Origin of the sequence: Pseudomonas sp. rhizo25 (assembly GCF_031931935.1) — a bacterium.
Taxonomy (GTDB): Bacteria; Pseudomonadota; Gammaproteobacteria; order Pseudomonadales; family Pseudomonadaceae; genus Aquipseudomonas; species Aquipseudomonas synxantha.
Genome location: NZ_JAUJXA010000011.1, coordinates 169,874 through 186,188 on the forward strand (window position 1 = coordinate 169,874; position 16,315 = coordinate 186,188).

The 16,315-nt window shown below is 61.0% G+C and carries 14 protein-coding genes; 8 read left to right on the plus strand and 6 right to left on the minus strand.

Features of this window, described 5'->3' with window-relative positions; translation table 11 throughout:
• The first annotated feature begins 270 nt into the window (after positions 1 to 270).
• The 5 genes from QZR30_RS21820 to QZR30_RS21840 all read left to right on the plus strand — a co-directional run bounded on the left by QZR30_RS21820 (position 271) and on the right by QZR30_RS21840 (position 7,203).
• Positions 271 to 1,794, plus strand: coding sequence for a fumarate hydratase (locus QZR30_RS21820; protein WP_311904127.1), 1,524 nt, complete (start codon positions 271 to 273; stop codon positions 1,792 to 1,794).
• A gap of 90 nt (positions 1,795 to 1,884) precedes the next feature.
• Positions 1,885 to 3,651, plus strand: coding sequence for an ATP-binding protein (locus QZR30_RS21825; protein ID WP_046069364.1), 1,767 nt, complete (start codon positions 1,885 to 1,887; stop codon positions 3,649 to 3,651).
• The gene (locus QZR30_RS21830) at positions 3,645 to 4,970 is read left to right on the plus strand and encodes a sigma-54-dependent transcriptional regulator (RefSeq protein WP_046069365.1); all 1,326 of its coding nucleotides are present in this window, start codon (positions 3,645 to 3,647) and stop codon (positions 4,968 to 4,970) included. Before QZR30_RS21825 ends, QZR30_RS21830 begins: the two co-directional genes overlap by 7 nt.
• Before the next feature lie 219 nt (positions 4,971 to 5,189).
• Positions 5,190 to 6,509, plus strand: coding sequence for an MFS transporter (locus QZR30_RS21835; RefSeq protein ID WP_046069366.1), 1,320 nt, complete (start codon positions 5,190 to 5,192; stop codon positions 6,507 to 6,509).
• Positions 6,510 to 6,582: 73 nt separating this feature from the next.
• Positions 6,583 to 7,203, plus strand: a complete 621-nt coding sequence (locus QZR30_RS21840; RefSeq protein ID WP_046069367.1) for a flavin reductase family protein — start codon at positions 6,583 to 6,585, stop codon at positions 7,201 to 7,203.
• Between the two features lie 99 nt (positions 7,204 to 7,302).
• On the opposite strand, the gene QZR30_RS21850 is transcribed toward QZR30_RS21840, so the two are convergent.
• Both QZR30_RS21850 and QZR30_RS21855 read right to left on the minus strand, forming a co-directional pair.
• Positions 7,303 to 7,548 carry a hypothetical protein gene (locus QZR30_RS21850; protein ID WP_046072556.1) on the minus strand — a complete coding sequence of 82 codons (246 nt, stop codon included), beginning with the start codon at positions 7,546 to 7,548 and terminating at the stop codon, positions 7,303 to 7,305.
• 41 nt (positions 7,549 to 7,589) lie between these two features.
• The gene (locus tag QZR30_RS21855) at positions 7,590 to 7,931 is read right to left on the minus strand and encodes an antibiotic biosynthesis monooxygenase family protein (RefSeq protein ID WP_043050050.1); all 342 of its coding nucleotides are present in this window, start codon (positions 7,929 to 7,931) and stop codon (positions 7,590 to 7,592) included.
• 327 nt (positions 7,932 to 8,258) lie between these two features.
• Between QZR30_RS21855 and QZR30_RS21860 the strand changes: the two genes are divergently transcribed.
• Complete coding sequence (locus QZR30_RS21860; protein WP_046069368.1) at positions 8,259 to 9,188, plus strand: AraC family transcriptional regulator; 930 nt, start codon at positions 8,259 to 8,261, stop codon at positions 9,186 to 9,188.
• A 57-nt stretch (positions 9,189 to 9,245) separates the two neighbouring features.
• Here the strand turns inward: QZR30_RS21860 and QZR30_RS21865 are convergent, their stop codons facing one another.
• From QZR30_RS21865 to edd, 4 genes are all read right to left on the minus strand, one after another.
• Positions 9,246 to 10,715 carry an ATP-binding protein gene (locus QZR30_RS21865; protein WP_068967650.1) on the minus strand — a complete coding sequence of 490 codons (1,470 nt, stop codon included), beginning with the start codon at positions 10,713 to 10,715 and terminating at the stop codon, positions 9,246 to 9,248.
• Complete coding sequence (locus QZR30_RS21870; protein WP_046069370.1) at positions 10,705 to 11,439, minus strand: response regulator; 735 nt, start codon at positions 11,437 to 11,439, stop codon at positions 10,705 to 10,707. The genes QZR30_RS21865 and QZR30_RS21870 overlap by 11 nt, the downstream gene beginning before the upstream one ends.
• Before the next feature lie 178 nt (positions 11,440 to 11,617).
• Positions 11,618 to 12,574: a glucokinase gene (locus QZR30_RS21875; protein ID WP_046069371.1), complete on the minus strand. Its 957-nt coding sequence runs from the start codon at positions 12,572 to 12,574 to the stop codon at positions 11,618 to 11,620.
• On the minus strand, positions 12,571 to 14,397 hold the full coding sequence (edd, locus tag QZR30_RS21880; RefSeq protein ID WP_046069372.1) for a phosphogluconate dehydratase: 1,827 nt from the start codon (positions 14,395 to 14,397) through the stop codon (positions 12,571 to 12,573). The genes QZR30_RS21875 and edd overlap by 4 nt, the downstream gene beginning before the upstream one ends.
• Before the next feature lie 221 nt (positions 14,398 to 14,618).
• On the opposite strand from edd, the gene gap reads away from it, so the two are divergent.
• Both gap and QZR30_RS21890 read left to right on the plus strand, forming a co-directional pair.
• Complete coding sequence (gene gap, locus QZR30_RS21885; protein WP_005791003.1) at positions 14,619 to 15,620, plus strand: type I glyceraldehyde-3-phosphate dehydrogenase; 1,002 nt, start codon at positions 14,619 to 14,621, stop codon at positions 15,618 to 15,620.
• Between the two features lie 133 nt (positions 15,621 to 15,753).
• Positions 15,754 to 16,272, plus strand: a complete 519-nt coding sequence (locus tag QZR30_RS21890) for an RNA polymerase sigma factor (protein WP_046069373.1) — start codon at positions 15,754 to 15,756, stop codon at positions 16,270 to 16,272.
• Positions 16,273 to 16,315 lie beyond the last annotated feature (43 nt).

The following is a 16,315-nucleotide window of genomic DNA, read 5'->3' on the forward strand; positions in this document are numbered from 1 at the left end:
GCTCGCGAAGATCGCTAACGATAACGCGGACAACCTGATGAAACCCACCAGATTCACGCTTTTCGCGAGCAAGCTCGCTCCTACAGATAACCGGGCCGGGCATTCGTGACCATAGTCGGGTGTATCGGCCACCGCGCCGGGTTATACTGCCGCGCCTTTTTAGCGTCGCGCCTGCACCACTTTGGCGTGCCTTGGAAAGATGGTTTCAGCCGACCGACGCAATACTGAAGCCACCTTTATTGAATGTTCCCTTATAGAGGAGCGCGACTCATGACCGTGATCAAGCAAGACGACCTGATTCAGAGCGTTGCCGACGCCCTGCAATTCATTTCCTATTACCACCCCGTTGACTTCATCCAGGCCATGCACGAAGCCTACCTGCGCGAAGAATCGCCGGCAGCCCGTGACTCCATCGCCCAGATCCTGATCAACTCGCGCATGTGCGCCACCGGCCACCGCCCGATCTGCCAGGATACCGGTATCGTCACCGTGTTCGTGCGCGTAGGCATGGATGTACGCTGGGACGGCGCCACCATGGGCCTGGACGACATGATCAACGAAGGCGTGCGTCGCGCCTACAACCTGCCGGAAAACGTCCTGCGTGCATCCATCCTCGCCGATCCGGCGGGCGCGCGGAAAAACACCAAGGACAACACCCCGGCGGTGATCCACTACTCCATCGTCCCGGGTAACACCGTGGAAGTGGACGTGGCGGCCAAGGGCGGTGGTTCCGAGAACAAGTCGAAAATGGCCATGCTCAACCCGTCCGACTCCATCGTCGACTGGGTGCTCAAGACCGTTCCAACCATGGGCGCCGGCTGGTGCCCACCGGGCATGCTCGGCATCGGCATCGGCGGCACCGCCGAGAAAGCCGCGGTGATGGCCAAGGAAGTGTTGATGGAATCCATCGACATCCACGAGCTGAAAAAGCGCGGCCCGCAGAACCGTATCGAAGAGATGCGCCTGGAGCTGTTCGAGAAGGTCAACCAACTGGGCATCGGCGCCCAGGGCCTGGGTGGCCTGACCACCGTGCTCGACGTGAAGATCATGGACTACCCGACCCACGCCGCGTCCCTGCCGGTGTGCATGATCCCCAACTGCGCCGCCACCCGTCATGCGCACTTCGTGCTCGACGGTTCCGGCCCGGCGTCGCTGGAAGCGCCATCGCTGGACGCCTACCCGGAAATCGTCTGGGAAGCCGGCCCGTCGGCCCGCCGCGTCAACCTCGACACCCTGACCCCGGAAGAAGTGCAAAGCTGGAAGCCGGGCGAAACCGTGTTGCTCAACGGCAAGATGCTCACCGGTCGCGACGCCGCGCACAAGCGCATGGTCGAGATGCTCAACAAGGGCGAGACCCTGCCGGTGGACCTCAAGGGCCGCTTTATCTACTACGTCGGCCCGGTTGATCCGGTGCGCGAAGAAGTGGTTGGCCCGGCTGGCCCGACCACCGCGACGCGGATGGACAAGTTCACCCGCCAGATCCTCGAGCAGACTGGCCTGCTGGGCATGATCGGCAAATCCGAGCGCGGTCCGATCGCCATCGAAGCGATCAAGGACCACAAGGCCGTGTACCTGATGGCCGTGGGCGGCGCCGCTTACCTGGTGGCGCAAGCCATCAAGAAGTCGCGCGTGGTAGCGTTCGCCGAACTGGGCATGGAAGCCATCTACGAGTTCGACGTAAAAGACATGCCGGTCACCGTTGCAGTGGACAGTCAGGGCGAGTCGGTACACATCACCGGTCCTGCCATCTGGCAGAAAAAGATCAGTGAGAGCCTGGCGGTAGAAGTACAGTAAGTCGATGTGGGAGGGGCTTGCCCCCTCCCACACAAGTTCCAGACAGCTCATGGTATGGTGCTCGCCCTTACCGTGCCTGTTCATCATCGTATGATCGTGATCCCTCGCCCCCTGCGCCTGACCTTTTACTCGTTATTGATCATCGCCGGTGCGGTGATGGCCGCTGCCTTGGCCACACGCCATGCCGAACGCCAGGCCCTGGTGGATGACGCCGCTCGCGCCAATCAGCAGCTTGCGCTGTATGCCAACTCCCTGCACACCCTGATCGAACGCTACCGCGCCCTGCCCGCCGTGCTGGCCCTGGACTCGGAAATGATCCGCGCCTTGAAGGGCCCGCTGGATAGCACCACCCAGGACGTGCTCAATCGCAAGCTCGAACGCATCAACGGCGCCGCTCAATCATCCACCTTGGAGCTGATGGACCGCAGCGGCCTGGCGGTGGCCGCCAGCAACTGGAATTTGCCCAGCAGCTATGTCGGCCACAACTACGCATTTCGCCCGTATTTCAGCCAGACCCTGAGCCAAGGCACCGGGCGTTTTTACGCGGTGGGGGTGACTACTGGCATTCCGGGTTACTTCCTTTCCAGCGCGGTGGTCGATGAGCACGAGCAGTTCCTCGGCGCCATGGTGGTCAAGCTGGAATTCCCTGAGCTTGAACGCGAATGGGCCCAGGGTAATGACTTGCTGTTGGTCAGCGATGCGCGGGGCATTGTGTTTATCGCCAACCAGCCGGGCTGGCGTTATCGCAACCTGCGGCCGTTGTCCGAAACCGACCTGGCTGAACTCAAGGCCACCCGCCAATACGACAAGAAACACCTGCAGCCGCTGGAGACCAGCGTCTTGCAGCGCTTCGACGACAACAGCCATTTGATGCGCGTCAATGGCCCCGACGGTAATGCCAACTACATCTGGGAGTCCCTGCCGCTCAAGGCAGAAGGCTGGAGCCTGCACCTGCTGCGCAAACCTCAGTTCCCGTTTGAAGACCAACGCAACGCTGGCCTAGCCGCCGCGGGTTCCTGGCTGGCGCTGGTATTCCTGGTGCTGTTCCTCAGCCAACGCTGGCGCCTGGCCCGCTTGCGTCAGCGCAGCCGCGAAGAGCTGGAACAGTTGGTCGAGGAACGCACCCAGGCGCTGCGCACCGCCCAGGATGGCCTGGTGCAGTCGGCCAAGCTGGCGGCGCTGGGGCAGATGTCCGCCGCCCTCGCCCATGAAATCAACCAACCGTTGACGGCCCAACGCATGCAACTGGCAACACTGCGGCTGTTGCTCGACCACGGCCGCGTCGACGATGCCTACAAGGCACTCACGCCGCTGGATGACATGCTCACGCGCATGGCCGCGCTCACCGGGCACCTCAAGACCTTCGCCCGCAAGAGCCCCAGCGGCCTGCGTGAACGCCTGGACCTGGCCACCGTGGTCGATCAGTCCCTGCACTTGCTCGACGCGCGCCTGCGTGATGAAGCCATCGGCGTCGTGCTCGACCTGACGCGCCCGGCCTGGGTACGCGGCGACGCGATCCGCCTGGAACAGGTATTGATCAACCTGCTGCGCAACGCGCTGGACGCCATGGCCGACAAGCCGCGCAAGCGCCTGGAAATCCGCCTGCATGCCGATCAGCAGCTGTGGCAGTTGACGGTCAGCGACAGCGGCGGCGGGATCGCCGAAGAACACCTGAACAACGTGTTCGATCCGTTCTTCACCACCAAGCCGGTCGGCGACGGCCTCGGCTTGGGGCTGGCGGTGTCCTACGCTATCGTGCATGAATTGGGCGGGCGCCTGAGCGCCGGCAACCGTGGCGACGGCGCAGTGTTTACCCTGACCTTGCCGATTGCATTGGAGACGCCAGCGCCATGTTGAACGCTGTAATTGTGGTCGATGACGAAGCCAGCATTCGCACCGCCGTCGAGCAATGGCTGAGCCTTTCGGGGTTTGAGGTGCAATTGTTCAGTCGCGCCGAAGAATGCCTGGCGCATCTGCCCAAAGACTTTCCCGGTGTGATTTTGAGCGATGTACGCATGCCCGGGCTCGGCGGCCTTGAGCTGCTGGCCGAGGTAAAGCGTCGCGATGCCGACCTGCCGGTGATTTTGCTCACCGGCCATGGTGACGTGCCGATGGCCGTCGAAGCCATGCGCGACGGTGCCTACGATTTCCTGGAGAAACCCTTTAGCCCCGAGGCACTGCTCAACAGCCTGCGCCGGGCATTGGACAAGCGTGGCCTGATCCTGGAAAACCGCCGCCTGCATCAACAGGCCGATCACCGCGCACAACTGGAGTCCAGCCTGCTGGGGGTGTCGCGCAGCTTGCAGAACCTGCGCCGCCAGGTGCTGGACCTGGCGACCCTGCCGGTCAACGTGTTGATCCGGGGCGAGACCGGCAGTGGCAAGGAATTGGTTGCTCGCTGCCTGCATGACTTCGGCCCCAGGGCGAAAAAGCCGTTTGTAGCACTCAACTGTGCCGCCATCCCCGAGCAGCTGTTTGAAGCCGAGTTGTTCGGCCACGAAAGCGGCGCCTTTACCGGCGCCCAGGGCAAACGCATCGGCAAGCTGGAATACGCCCATGGCGGCACGTTGTTCCTGGATGAGATCGAAAGCATGCCCCTGGCCCAACAGGTGAAATTGCTGCGGGTGTTGCAGGAACAGAAGCTGGAGCGGCTGGGTTCCAACCAAAGCATCCACGTGGATCTGCGCATCATCGCCGCCACCAAGCCTGACCTGCTGGAAGAGGCCCGCGCCGGGCGTTTTCGTGAAGACCTGGCCTATCGCCTGAACGTCGCGCAACTGCGCCTGCCGCCGTTGCGCGAGCGCCGCGAAGATATTCCGTTGCTGTACGACCATTTCGCGCAGAGTGCTGCTGAACGTCTGGGTCGTCATGTCGAGCCCTTGAGTGGGCCACAGCTGGGGCGCCTGCTCAGTCATGACTGGCCGGGGAACGTGCGTGAGCTGGCCAACGTCGCCGAGCGCCAGGTGTTGGGGCTCGGCGATACGGAACCGGACGGCATCGAGGCCGGGCAATCGTTGGCGGCGCAACAGGAAGCGTTCGAGGCACATTGCCTGAAAGCTGCATTAACTCGGCATAAAGGCGATATCAAGGCAGTGCTGGCCGAGCTGCAACTGCCGCGCCGGACCCTCAATGAAAAGATGCAGCGGCATGGGTTGGCGAGGGAGATGTTTCTCTAGCGACCTTCCGATCGCCATCAGGGCTTGCCCCAGATGGCGCCAGCAACCATAAGCGGATTTCCGCTTACCAGCCGAAAATCATCGGCAACTTTCCGCTCAAAAAAATCCTGCAACCCTTCTATTCCGGGCCTTCATCTACCTGGCACAGCTCCTGCTATAGCCCGAACCAGGCAGTGCTCAAGCACGCTCCATAAAAACAACTAGATGAAGGATCCTTCAATGGATAACTCCAATACCTTGCCTCTGGGGTCGGCGGCTGCGCCGGCAAAAGAACGCACCACTTCCAGTCGAATCAAATCGATCTTCAGCGGGTCGGTGGGCAACATGGTCGAGTGGTACGACTGGTACGTCTACGCCGCCTTCTCGCTGTACTTCGCCAAGACCTTCTTCCCCAAGGGCGACACCACCGCCCAATTGCTCAACACCGCCGCGATCTTCGCCGTGGGCTTCCTGATGCGCCCGATCGGTGGCTGGCTGATGGGCCTGTATGCCGACAAAGTCGGACGTAAAAAAGCCCTGATGGCCTCGGTCTACCTGATGTGCTTCGGCTCCCTGCTGATTGCCCTGAGCCCAAGCTATGAAGTCATTGGTATCGGCGCGCCGATCCTGCTGGTGTTTGCCCGTTTGCTGCAGGGCCTGTCGGTCGGTGGCGAATACGGCACCTCTGCCACTTACCTCAGTGAAATGGCGACCAAGGAACGCCGTGGCTTCTACTCCAGCTTCCAGTACGTGACCCTGATCTCCGGCCAGCTCATCGCGCTGGCGGTGCTGATCGTGCTGCAACAACTGCTGACCACCGAGCAGCTGTATGCCTGGGGCTGGCGTATCCCGTTCGCCATCGGCGCCTTGTGTGCAGTGGTCGCGCTGTACCTGCGTCGTGGTATGGAAGAAACCGAGTCGTTCACCAAGAAGGAAAAAGCCAAGGAAAGCGCCATGCGCACCTTGATGCGCCACCCCAAGGAACTGATGACCGTGGTCGGCCTGACCATGGGCGGCACCCTGGCGTTCTACACCTACACCACCTACATGCAGAAATACCTGGTGAACACGGTCGGCATGAGCATCTCCGACTCCACCACCATCTCGGCGGCCACGCTGTTCCTGTTCATGTGCCTGCAACCCCTGGTCGGCGGGCTGTCGGACAAGATTGGCCGGCGGCCGATCCTGATCGCCTTCGGTGTCCTCGGTACCCTGTTCACCGTGCCGATCCTCACCACCCTGCACACCATCCAGTCCTGGTGGGGTGCGTTCTTCCTGATCATGGCGGCGCTGATCATCGTCAGCGGCTACACATCGATCAACGCCGTGGTGAAAGCCGAACTGTTCCCCACCGAAATCCGCGCCCTGGGCGTGGGCCTGCCGTATGCCCTGACCGTGTCGATCTTCGGCGGTACCGCTGAATACATCGCGCTGTGGTTCAAGAGCATCGGCATGGAAACTGGCTACTACTGGTACGTGACCGCGTGTATCGCAGTGTCGCTGATGGTCTACGTGACCATGAAAGACACGCGCAAACATTCGCGGATTACCACGGACTAAAAAATGTGGGAGGGGCAAGCCCCCTCCCATATTGGATATGATGTGGGCTTCAGAACTGAGAGCAGAACAGGTCATGTCCGACGATATCCACTTCTACGAACCCGCCAACGGCCACGGCCTGCCCCATGATCCGTTCAACGCGATTGTCGGCCCGCGACCGATTGGCTGGATTTCGTCACACGACCGCGAAGGTCGCCTGAACCTGGCGCCCTACAGTTTCTTCAATGCGTTCAACTACATTCCGCCGATCATTGGTTTTTCCAGTGTCGGGCGCAAAGACAGCCTGAACAACATCGAACAGACCGGCGAGTTCGTATGGAACCTGGCCACCCGCCCGCTGGCCGAGCAGATGAACCAGAGCTGCGCGGCCGTATCGCCCGAGGTGAATGAATTCGAACTCTCCGGCTTGACGCCGGTGGCTTCGAAAATCGTTGGCGTACCACGGGTGGGCGAGAGCCCGGTGTCGTTCGAGTGCAAGGTGACGCAGATCCTCCAGCTGCAACGTGCCGACCAACAGTTGGTGCCAAGCTGGCTGGTGCTGGGCGAGGTGGTTGCGGTGCACATCGCCAAATGGTTGCTCAAGGACGGGATTTACGACACCGCTGCCGCCGAGCCGATTTTGCGTGGGGGTGGCCCGGCGGATTATTTCCAGCTGGGGCCTGAGGCCCTGTTCAAAATGCACAGACCTCAATAACCCCTGTAGGAGCGAGCTTGCTCGCGAAGATCGTCAACGATAACGCGGGGCACCAGGCTGAACGCGGTGCTCTTGAGTTTTTCGCGAGCAAGCTCGCTCCTACAGTGCGGCGGGGGCCCAGGTCAGTTGGCCTTCTGCATCCACATCGACCAGACGCTCAAGTTGCAACGTCGCCGCATCATCGGCATCGGACGCCGTCTTGAACGTCTGCCCTTCAAGGATCTTGTGGAACTGCGGGGCGCCCATGCCATCCAGTGCCTTGACGGCGACGGCGGCGCTGTAGCCACCTTCTCCCGGTACTACGGCGGAAACGGCTTCGTGGTGGGCAAATTGTCTACGTGCCATGTTGCAGGTCCTGGCCAATGGAAAGTCGACCATTGTAACCCTCAACCGGCCAGTTGCAGGTACTCGCCGTAGGCATGGGCGGCAGATGCATCGGTGAAGGTCTGGAAGTCCATGCTGCGGATCACCATGTCGTTCAACAGCTCGGTGAGGATCATCAGGGCCGGAGAGTTGAAGTAGGCGCTCATGGCCTGCTCGCTGCTCCAGAACCCCGAGACCAGCCAGACATCGGGGTCGACCTGGGAATGCTGCAACGAGAATTGCAGGCAACCCTCGGCCTGGCGTCCTGGTTCGATCAAACTGCTCAAGCGTGCACCGAGTTCGGTGCTGCACCCGCTACGGGCGCGGATAAAGGCCATATGGCTCGCGGGAATGGGGGTGGACATGTTCGACTCTCCCGTTGAGAAGTGATGCTCGGCAAGCACTGTGGGGGCGTGTTGCCACAGGATCAAAGATAACGGCGCGGGTGTGGGCGCGGTTAGTCGATTCCTGCAGGCTTATTGCACAATCCTGCGAAAAGCGTAGATAGGACGTTCGGCCCCAGGATTTATTCCACGCGCCTGCCCAGTGTTTCAGGGAGATGACAGGCCTGGCGCTTGCCTGATTCACGACAGATCGCAGGATCAGGCAAGGATCAGGCAGAATCGACGTAACACTATTTGAAAAGCCGCCGCTAAGCTGAGCCCATCAAAGCAGCGTGTAGAGGACGCCCCATGCCGTCGCCCGATCCAAAGTCCACTCCCCTCGATGCCGAGATGGAAAAGCAACGCGCCGAGTTGGCCAGTATCGTGCACCGCCATACGTGGGAAGACGGCTCCTATGGCACCGCGATTACCTCGCTGTACCTGAACCGCCACAATACACCGCGGGATTTCATGCCGGTGCTGGTGGAACCTGCGCTGTGCATCCTGGCCAGCGGCAACAAGGAAGTGCGCCTGGCCGACGAAATTTTCGCCTACGACCCGCTCAACTACCTGGTCTTCTCGGTGGCGATGCCGGTGGCCGGGCGGATTATCGATGCCACCGCCGAGAACCCTAACCTCTCGGTGCGTATCAACATCGACCCGACGCAACTGACGGCGCTGATCGCGGAGGCCGGGCCCATGGGCGTGCCCTCACGCCCGTCGACCCGGGGAATGTACGTCGACCGCATCGACCACCAATTGCTCGACGCCGTGCTGCGTCTGACCCGGCTGCTGGATACGCCCAAAGATATCGCCATGCTCGCGCCGTTGATCAACCGTGAAATCCTCTACCGCTTGCTGCGTGGCCCACAGGGTTATCGCCTGTATGAAATCGCCGTGGCCAACAGCCAGAGCCATCGGGTCAGCCAGGCGATCAAATGGTTGAACGGCAACTATGAACAACCGCTGCGCATCGACGACCTGGCCAAGGAAGTGAACCTGAGCGTCTCGACCTTGCATCATCGCTTTAAGGCGATCACCGCCATGAGCCCGCTGCAGTACCAGAAACAACTGCGTTTGCAGGAAGCCCGACGACTGATGATTGCCGAAGGGTTGGAAGCCTCGGCTGCGGGCTATCGGGTGGGATATGAAAGCCCGTCGCAGTTCAGTCGGGAATACAGCCGGTTGTTTGGCGCGCCGCCGCTAAGAGACCTGGCCCGGCTGCGCCAAAGTATCTAAACGGATGGAGATCAAAATGTGGGAGGGGGCTTGCTCCCACATTTAATCAGCGTGTGTTCAATCAAGTCCGCGGGGCAGTTGCAGGGTGACGCGAAGGCCACCTTCACGTAAATTCTGCAAACTCACTTCCCCTCCATGGCTATGGGCAATATTGCGCGCAATCCCCAACCCCAACCCATACCCCTGCTGCTGGCCTGCCAGGCGAAAGTGCGGTTCGAAGACTTGCTCCAGGCGCTGTTCCGGCACCCCCGGGCCTTCATCATCCACATGCAGGGTGAACAGCGCGCCATCGTCCTCGATATGCAAATGCGCGTTCTGCCCATACTTCAAGGCGTTGTCGATCAGGTTGCCGATGCAACGCTTGAGCGCCAGCGGCTTGCCCGGGTAGGTCGTCAGGGCCGCGCCATCCAGGGACACGCGACCGTTGCCATTGGGCGCCAGGTACGGCTCCACCAGGCATTCGAGTACGTGGTTGAGGTCCACCGGCTGAATGTTTTCGTGAATGTCGGTGTCTTTCACGCATTGCAGCGCGCCTTTGACCAGCAACTCCAACTCATCCAGGTCGCGGCCGAACTTGGCTTGCAGATTTTCGTCTTCAAGCAATTCTACCCGCAGCCGCAGGCGAGTAATCGGTGTGCGCAAATCGTGGGAAATCGCGCTGAACAATTGGCTGCGTTCGGTCAGGTAACGGCTGATGCGTTCGCGCATGGCATTGAAAGCGCGGCCCACTTCCACCACTTCACTGCCGCCGCCTTCGGCCACCGGCTCCACATCAGCGCCCAGGGACATGTCCCGCGCCGCCCGCGCCAGGCGCTTGAGCGGCCGGCTTTGCCAATGCACCAGCAGGCCGATGAACAGCAGCAAGAGACCGCTGGTCAACACGATAAACCAAACCTGCTGGGACGGCAGGCTCTGCTCCTCGAGGCTGGTATAGGGCTCGGGCAACAGCGAGGCGATGTACAGCCATTCTCCGGGGGCAAGCTGGATCTGGGTGACCAGTACCGGCGGGTTCACCGGTTCCAGAGTCAAGGCGTAATGCGCCCAGGAACGCGGCAGTTCGTCGAGCTTCAAGCCGGCATTGAAGATACGCAGCTCCTCGGCGCTGACGAACTCCACCGAGATAAGCACGTTGGCGCCCAGGGTCTGGCGCAACACCTCATCGACCGCTTCCAGCACCGCCTGTTTGCGCGGGGTCTGCGGCAACAAGGCCATGTCCAGCGGACGGTCATTGAGGGTCACGACAAAACGCGTGCCGCCCATGCTGCGCAACTGGTCGAGCACCAAAGGTCGATAGGCCACCGGCAACGAACGGAAATAACTCACGCTGGCGGTCATCGAATGCGCCAGGCTACGGGCGCTGGTGACCAGGCCCTCAAGTTGGGTGGCGCGCAACTGCGAGACCCAGATCACGCTGGACAATGCCTGGGCGAACAGCACCACCAGCAAGGTCAGCAGCAGCATGCGCCCCAGTAGGGAGCGCGGTACCGGAAAGCGGCGACGGCGTTCAGCCGGGTGTTCAGTGGGCATTGCCGGCAACCACGCTGGCTGCCAGCTGGTAACCGCTGCCGCGCACGGTGCGGATCAGCCGCGGGGGTTTTTCAGTATCGCGCAGGCGTTGGCGCAGGCGGCTGACGGCCATGTCGACGATACGGTCCAGGGGCATCAGGTCACGGCCACGAGTGGCGTTGCCGATGGTGTCGCGGTCGAGGATCTGTTGCGGGTGGTCGAGAAATAATTTGAGCAAGGCAAAGTCGGCACCGGAGAGGATCACCTCTTCGCCATCAACGTGGAACAGCCGATGGCTGATCATATCCAGGCGCCACTCGTCGAACACCAGCACGTCGCTACTGCTGCCGCGTTCCTGGCCAAACTGGCAACGACGCAGCAGCGCCTTGATGCGCGCCTGTAATTCTCGGGGGCTGAATGGCTTGCCGATATAGTCATCGGCGCCCAGCTCCAGACCGATCACCCGGTCGGCTTCGTCGGAACTGGCGGTGAGCATGATGATCGGCACCTGCGCCTGGCGAGGGTGCTGGCGGATCCAGCGACAAAGGCTGAAACCGTCTTCGTCCGGCAGCATTACATCGAGGATGACCAGGTCGCACGGCGCCTCGTTCATCGCCTGGCGGAACCCCGCGCCATCCGGCACGCCACGCACCTGGAAGCCGGCACGACTGAGGTAGGTTTGCAGCAATTCGCGGATTTCCTGGTCGTCGTCGACGAGGAGAATGGATTTACTGATTACGCTCACGGGGTCCTCCTTGTTGTTATGGCTGTAGGAGCGAGCTTGCTCGCGAAAAACCTGAGGGTGGCGCGTATAACCTGATGCGTTGCGTTATCGTTGGCGTTTTTCGCGAGCAAGCTCGCTCCTACATTTGCCTGCATTCCAAAGTTGAAACCAGGTCGAATGTGAAAGGGGCCATTATGACCTACGCAAAAGCCTGCTCAAGCGCCACACCCGCCCCGGTCAACCCGGAATACGGCGCGGTCACCAACCACACCGGAATGCCCTTGAAGTAGTCGCTCATGCAGCCTTTATCCGCAAAGCTCTTGGCGAAACCGCTGGCGATAAAGAAGTCGGCAAACCTCGGTATTACCCCACCCACGATGTAAACACCACCGCGCCCACCGGTGGTCAGTACGTTATTGCCCGCCACCCGGCCCAGCCAGATGCTGAACTGGTCCAACACTTCCATGGCCACCGGCTCACCGGCCAGCCCCGCTGCGGTAATAGCCTCGGGACTGTCCAGCACCGGAGTATGCCCGTCGACCGCACAGATGGCGCGGTACAGACGCGGCAACCCACCGCCACTCAACGCGGTTTCGGCGCTGACATGGCCAATCTCGTTGTAAATGTGCTGCCACAGCTGGGTTTCCCGCGGGCTGCTCAGGGGCAGGTCGACATGTCCGCCCTCCCCCGGCAGCGCCGCGAAGCGGCCAGCGCCCAAATCCAGCAACGTCCCCACACCAAGACCCGTGCCCGGGCCAATCACTACGGCCGGGCGCAACGGCTCCGGCGTGCCTTGGCAGACCACGCGGAATTCGTCGGGTTTGAGGCGAGTCATGCCCAGGGCCATGGCGGAGAAATCGTTGACCAGCAGCAGTTCATCCACCTGCAACGCTTGGCAAAACGCAGTCTTGCTCAAGCGCCAATGATTGTTGGTGAATTTAAATTCATCACCGCTCACCGGCCCGGCCACCGACAGGCACACCGCGCCGATATCGCCGACTTGCAGGCCCTCTTCCTTGAGGTAGACCTTGATGGCCTCCTCAGGGCTCGAGTGATCTGCAGTGGCATGCACGCGGATCGAATGCAGTTCCTGGTCCCGCCACAACGCAAAGCGGGCGTTGGTACCCCCGATGTCACCGACCAGCGCAAGTTTCACTTAAGCGTCTCCAAGGCAGAGGTAAAGGCGCTGGCGCCCTGCTCTGCGGAGCTTGCGGCCAAGCGCATGAATGCAAACAGCTCGCGACCGGCGCCCACGTTATTGCCCAGCAGGCCCGTGGCAGGCGTGCGCGCTGCAAAAGTTGCGGCGTCTACCTTAAGCTCCAAGGTGCCGGTAACGCCATCCACGCGGATGATATCGCCATCCTGCACCCGCGCCAGCGGCCCGCCGCTCTGGGCTTCGGGGTTGACGTGAATCGCGGCAGGGATCTTACCCGAGGCGCCGGACATACGCCCGTCTGTCACCAGCGCAACTTTGAAACCACGGTCCTGCAACACACCGAGGAACGGCGTCATCTTGTGCAATTCGGGCATGCCGTTGGAGCGCGGGCCCTGAAAGCGCATCACCGCGACGAAGTCTTTTTCCAACTCGCCAGCCTTGAAGGCGTCAGCCAGGTCCTGTTGATCCTGGAACACCACCGCTGGCGCTTCGACAACCTGATGCTCCGGCGCCACCGCAGAAACTTTCATTACGCCACGACCGAGGTTGCCTTCCATCACGCGCAGGCCGCCTTCGGGCGAGAACGCACGGGCCACCGGGCGCAGGATGGTTTCGTCGAGGCTTTCAATCGGCCCGTCGCGCCAGACCAGTTCGCCATCGACCAGGAACGGTTCCTGGATATAGCGGCTCAGGCCCTTGCCGGCCACGGTGTTGACGTCTTCGTGGAGCAGGCCGGCTTCGAGCAGTTCGCGGATCAGGAACGACATGCCGCCCGCCGCCTGGAAGTGGTTGATGTCGGCCTTGCCATTTGGATACACGTGGGACAGGGTCGGCACCACCTCGGAAAGGTCGGCCATGTCCTGCCAGGTCAGGATGATGCCCGCCGACATGGCGATGGCCGGCATGTGCAGGGTGTGGTTGGTGGAACCGCCCGTGGCGTTGAGGGCGACGATGGAGTTGACAATGGACTTCTCGTCGACAATCTCGCCGATCGGCGTGAAGTTGCCATTGGCCTTGGTCAAGCGGGTGACCTGGTGCGCGGCCTCGCGGGTCAGGGCATCGCGCAGCGGCGTGTACGGGTTGACGAACGATGCGCCCGGCAAGTGCAGGCCCATCACCTCCATCAGCAACTGGTTGGTATTGGCGGTGCCGTAGAAGGTGCAGGTACCGGGGCTGTGGTAGGACTTCATCTCCGATTCCAGCAGCTCTTCGCGGCTGGCCTTGCCTTCGGCATAGCGCTGGCGCACATCGGCCTTCTGCTTGTTGGAGATACCCGACGGCATTGGCCCGCCGGGCACGAAGATCATCGGCAGGTGGCCGTAGCGCAGCGCGCCCATCATCAGGCCGGGGACGATCTTATCGCAGATCCCCAGCATCAGCGCGGCGTCGAACATGTTGTGGGACAGCGCTACCGCCGTGGACATGGCAATGACTTCACGGCTGAGCAGGCTCAGCTCCATACCGGGCTCGCCCTGGGTCACGCCGTCGCACATGGCGGGCGTGCCGCCGGCGAACTGGCCGACCGAGCCCACTTCACGTAGGGCTTTCTTTATTTGTTCAGGGAAATGTTCGTAGGGCTGGTGTGCCGAGAGCATGTCGTTATAAGAAGAAACAATTGCCACGTTGGCGGCGTTCATCATGCGCAGGCTGTTTTTATCTTCGGTGCCGCAACCAGCCACGCCGTGGGCAAAGTTGGCGCATTGCAGCTTGCCGCGCATCGGACCGTCGCTGGCGGCGCCGCGAATGAGCGCAAGGTAAGCCTCACGGGTGGCGCGGCTGCGGGCGATAAGCCGTTCGGTGACCTCAAGGACGCGGGGATGCATGTATAGAACTCCAGGCTAACGGATGTGGCGACCTGAGTGTCTATGCTGATCAAACGCCCACGGCTCATGGGATGGCAGGGGGTCGTTTGGATCATCGGACCAGTTGATTCAGGTCACTCGTTGTAGATTGAACAAAATATTGCCACTAAAAAGGCTTGTTTTCTATTTTTATGCGAATAATCTTGTAATTCTTACAACAAATCGACGACAGGCACTTTCCAATGACTCTACGTATCGCAATCAATGGTTTTGGCCGTATCGGCCGTAATGTCCTGCGCGCACTGTATACCCAAGGCTATCGCCAGGATTTGCAGATCGTCGCCATCAATGATCTGGGCGACAGCTCGATCAATGCCCACCTGCTCAAGTACGACACCGTACACGGCACTTTCGATGCAGAGGTTGCCCACGATCAGGAAAGCCTGACCGTCAATGGTGACCGGATTGCCGTCAGTGCCATTCGCAACCCCGCCGACCTGCCGTGGGCTGCACACAAGATCGACGTGGTGTTCGAATGCACCGGTCTGTTCACCGACCGCGACAAGGCTGCTGCCCATATTACCGCCGGCGCACGCAAGGTGATTATCTCGGCACCGGCCAAGGGCGCGGATGCGACCGTGGTCTACGGGGTAAACCATGACATTTTGCGTCAATCCCACCAGATCATCTCCAACGCCTCGTGCACCACCAACTGCCTGGCGCCGGTGGCCCAGGTGCTGCACCGTGAGCTGGGTATCGAAAGCGGCCTGATGACCACCATTCACGCCTACACCAACGATCAGAACCTCACCGACGTCTACCACACCGACCCGTACCGCGCGCGTTCGGCCACCCAGAACATGATCCCGAGCAAGACCGGCGCCGCCGAAGCGGTGGGCCTGGTGCTGCCGGAACTGGCGGGCAAGCTGACCGGCATGGCGGTGCGTGTACCGGTGATCAACGTGTCTCTGGTGGACCTCACCGTGCAATTGAAGAAAGAAGCCACCGCCGATGAGGTCAATGCCCTGCTCAAACAGGCCAGCCAACATTCGAAGATCCTCGGCTACAACACCCTGCCGCTGGTTTCCAGTGACTTCAACCATAACCCACTGTCGTCGATCTTCGACGCCAACCACACCAAGGTCAGCGGCAAGCTGCTCAAGGTGCTGGCGTGGTACGACAACGAGTGGGGCTTCTCCAACCGCATGCTGGATAACTGCCTGGCGCTCTGCAACGCCGAGTAACCCCATCTGTGGGAGGGAGCAAGCCCCCCTCCCACAGTTACATTTTGTCCAGAGTAGGTTCAGGGAAATAGCCACTTGCCATTTCAGTTGATGATAAGCATTATCATTCACTGCAAATCGGTCTGGTATCACTGTGAGCCAATCTCGCTTCAACCACGTCTTTCTCACCCAACGGGTGATTCTGCTTCGCACTCTGCAGCGCATGGTCAATAACCACAGCACTGCCGAAGACCTGTTGCAGGAAACCTACCTGCGCGTGACTCGGGCCCTGAGCGAGCGGCCAATCGACCACCTCGAACCTTTTGTCTACCAGACAGCGCGCAACCTGGCGCTGGACCACCTGCGCTCGCGTCGGATCCAGGCCCGCACGTTGCAGGAAGATGTGCCACTGGACGTGCTGCAAAGCGTGGCCGCCCCGGTCAGTACGCCCGAAGAGGCCACCCAGGCCGAGCAACTGCTGGAACACTTGAGCGTCAGCCTCGGCCAATTGACCGCCCGCCAGCAACGGATTTTCATCCTCAGCCGCCTGCACGGTTGCAGCTACCAGGAGATTGCCGATCAATTGGGCGTGTCCTTGAGCACCGTGCAAAAGGAACTGAAATTGATCATGGCCATCTGTGTAGGTGTGGCCGAACGGTTGGATCAGCCTTAAGCTTCATCCGACAGAACTATCGATCCAAGATGTAGGAGAGATT